Annotated in this window: 3 protein-coding genes; all 3 read left to right on the top strand. The window is 66.4% G+C overall.

Features of this window, described 5'->3' with window-relative positions; all coding sequences use genetic code 11:
• Positions 1-126 precede the first annotated feature (126 nt).
• From C2L58_RS26620 to C2L58_RS49910, 3 genes are read left to right on the top strand one after another with little or no spacing between them, the layout of a single operon-like run.
• Positions 127-513 (top strand): hypothetical protein, encoded by a 387-nt coding sequence (locus C2L58_RS26620; protein WP_103340424.1) that lies wholly within the window; start codon positions 127-129, stop codon positions 511-513.
• A gap of 23 nt (positions 514-536) precedes the next feature.
• Entirely contained in the window at positions 537-1,670 is a 1,134-nt protein-coding gene (locus C2L58_RS26615; RefSeq protein WP_199191458.1) for a glycoside hydrolase family 27 protein, read from the top strand.
• A gap of 9 nt (positions 1,671-1,679) precedes the next feature.
• Positions 1,680-2,276 carry a ricin-type beta-trefoil lectin domain protein gene (locus C2L58_RS49910; protein WP_199191457.1) on the top strand — a complete coding sequence of 199 codons (597 nt, stop codon included), beginning with the start codon at positions 1,680-1,682 and terminating at the stop codon, positions 2,274-2,276.
• The last annotated feature ends 547 nt before the right edge of the window (positions 2,277-2,823 follow it).

Here is a 2,823-nt window from a genome sequence, read left to right as displayed (position 1 = left end):
ACTATCTACACGACCGCGTCAGCGGCCTGAGAAACCGTCAGCCCCGGTGTCAACCGAAGTCTGGGCAGACCCCCCAGCGTCACCCCGACCCTGTGGGGTGAATCCGGCAGCAACCACATCAGCGGAGTGACCTCCACCAACGTCACCATCACCGTCCCCGGCGGCAGCCCGGCCATCGCCACCACGCCGCCCAGCGACAACGCCACCGGATACGACCCCACCAGCATCGGCACCCGGCCCGCGTACGGCTGGTACCTCCACAACGCCGATAACGTCCGCTTCACCGGCTCGTCGGTGAAGTTCGCGACTAACGACAACCGTCCCGCGGTGATCGCCTACGGCGGCGGTCCTGTTGCCTTCGAACACTTCATGGCACAGCGCGGTAGCGGCAGCGCCTACGACATCGGCTTCCAGACCGTCAACGGCTACTGCATCGGCGACAGCACGAACACCAGCGGCGGCGCTCTCCGCGTCAACGCCACCGGATCCACGCAGAACTGCGGGTCCGCGTGATCCAGAGCCAGCAGAGGAGAGTCATGCGAAAACGTGCACTGGTCGCGACGATTGCGTTGGCAGCGTCGCTGTCGATCTCGAACCTCACAACGGCGTCACCGGCGCTGGCCTCCGACAACGGCGCGTCCCCGACACCGCCGGCCGGATGGAGCAGCTGGAGCTTCCTGATGCGCAGCCCGAACGAGGCCAAGGTGAAGGCGCAAGCGAAAGGCATGTCGGACGCCGGCCTGATCGCCAAGGGCTTCCAGTACATCAACCTTGACGACTACTACATCCTCAATCCCGGCACCACCGTGGACCAGTACGGGCGCTGGGCGGTCGACACCGCCAAGTTCCCCAGCGGCATGAAGGCCCTCGGGGACTACGTCCACGGCCTCGGCGAGAAGTTCGGCATGTACGTCACCCCCGGAATCCCGGTCGCGGCGTACAACCAGAACACCCCGATCCAAGGGACTTCCTTCCACGCCCGCGACATCGTTTCCGACACCAGCCGGTACGAGTCGAATTACGGCGGCTTCGGAAACGTCATGTACTTCATCGACTACAACAAGAACCCAGCCGCGGCGCAGGCATTCCTGAACTCGTGGGCCAATCTCTTCGCCTCCTACGGCGTCGACTACATCAAGATCGACGGCGTGCACACCAGCGACCAGGACGACGTCAAACACTGGTCGGATGCTCTGCGTCAAACCGGGCGGACCATCCACTACGGGCTGTCCAACACGCTGGACTTCGGCAACGTCGACACCTGGCGGCAGTACGCCAACAGCTGGCGGATCAGTGGCGACATCGAGTGGTACTGCTCGACCCTGACCCACTGGGGGATGATCCGTTCGCGCTGGGCCGACCTGCCGAAGTGGGCGCCTTACGCCGGGCCGGGTGCTTGGAACGACCCCGACTCGCTCGAGGTCGGCAACGGCGCGGCCACCGGCCTCACGCCGGCCGAGCGGCAGAGCCAGCTCACCCTGTGGGCGATCTCCAAGGCTCCGCTGCTGCTCGGTGTGGACATGACCCACTTCGATGCCGGTGACCTCGGCATGCTGAAGAACGACGAGGTCCTCGCCGTCGACCGGGACGGCGGTCGTCCGGCCACCCCGGTCTCCCAGGCCACCCAGCAGCAGGTCTGGCGTTCTCCGAAGAACTCGGACGGCAGCTAGACGGTCGCCATGTTCAACCTCGGCGACAACACCGCCACGATCACCGCCAACTGGTCCGACCTCGGCTTCACCGGCAACGCCACGGTCCGGAACCTCTGGGCCAGGGCAGACGCGGGTACGTCCGGCAACTCGGTCTCGCGCAGCCTGGTCAGCCACGAATCGGCGCTGTTCAAGATCACCCCCAGTGCGGGCAGCACCCCGCCGGGTGGTCCGCTCACGAGCGCCAATTCGGGTCGTTGCGCGGACGCTCCCGGCGGCACGACCGTGAACGGCACGCAGCTCGCGGTGTGGGACTGCAACGGCGGCGAAAACCAGAAGATCGCCTACAGCACCTCGGCCAAGACCCTCAAGGTCCTGAACAAGTGCTTCGACGCACACGGTGGCGGGACGGTCTCCGGCACGCACGTCGAGCTCTACGACTGCAACGGCGGCGCCAACCAGCAGTGGAACACCAACTCCGACGGCACGATCACCGGCGTCCAGTCCGGGCTCTGCCTCGACGTCTCGGGGACGGTGAATCCCAACGGATCCGGCATCCAGCTGTGGGCCTGCAACGGCGGAGCCAATCAGCGCTGGACCCTGGGCACCGGAACCCGCGTCCCGTAAGCCACAGGTACCACAACGGTTCTCAGCCTCGGCACCGGCGCGGGTCCACACCGAAACTTGCGCCACACAGCCGGCCGGGATGTCGGCGGGCGGTACGAAGCGACCGCCGACGTCCATGGTGACCACGCCGAGCGTGGTGCCTGGCCGAGGCCCGGACCGCGAGCGGTGACCAGGCCGAGCGCGATCATGCCGGGACAACGCCTTCCTGCCGGTGCTGCTCCTGCTCGGCACACTGACGTCCGGTCGTCCTAGTGCTCGGCACAGCGTGTCCCGGTCGCAGGCGTAGACGGTGCCCATGTGCTCCAGCCAGCGCACCGAGTACTCTCAGCCGTTCCGGACCTCGGTGGACACGTCGTCCAGGCACACCTGTACGGAAGCAGCGAGTAGGCCGCCCGGAACGCCGAAGGGCTGACGCCTGCAGCGGCGACACCTTGCCGGAGTTTTAATCACTAAATCCTCCCTCCAGGCGCCACCACCCCACAACGCAGAGAAGCCCAGGCCGTTGGCCTGGGCTTTCTCGTCTGGAAGCTCCCCCGCTTGGACTCGA

It is taken from the genome of Amycolatopsis sp. CA-126428 (assembly GCF_002904335.1).
GTDB lineage: Bacteria > Actinomycetota > Actinomycetes > Mycobacteriales > Pseudonocardiaceae > Amycolatopsis.
The sequence above is the reverse complement of the archived record's forward strand: the minus strand, read 5'-3'. Positions and strand labels throughout refer to the sequence as shown.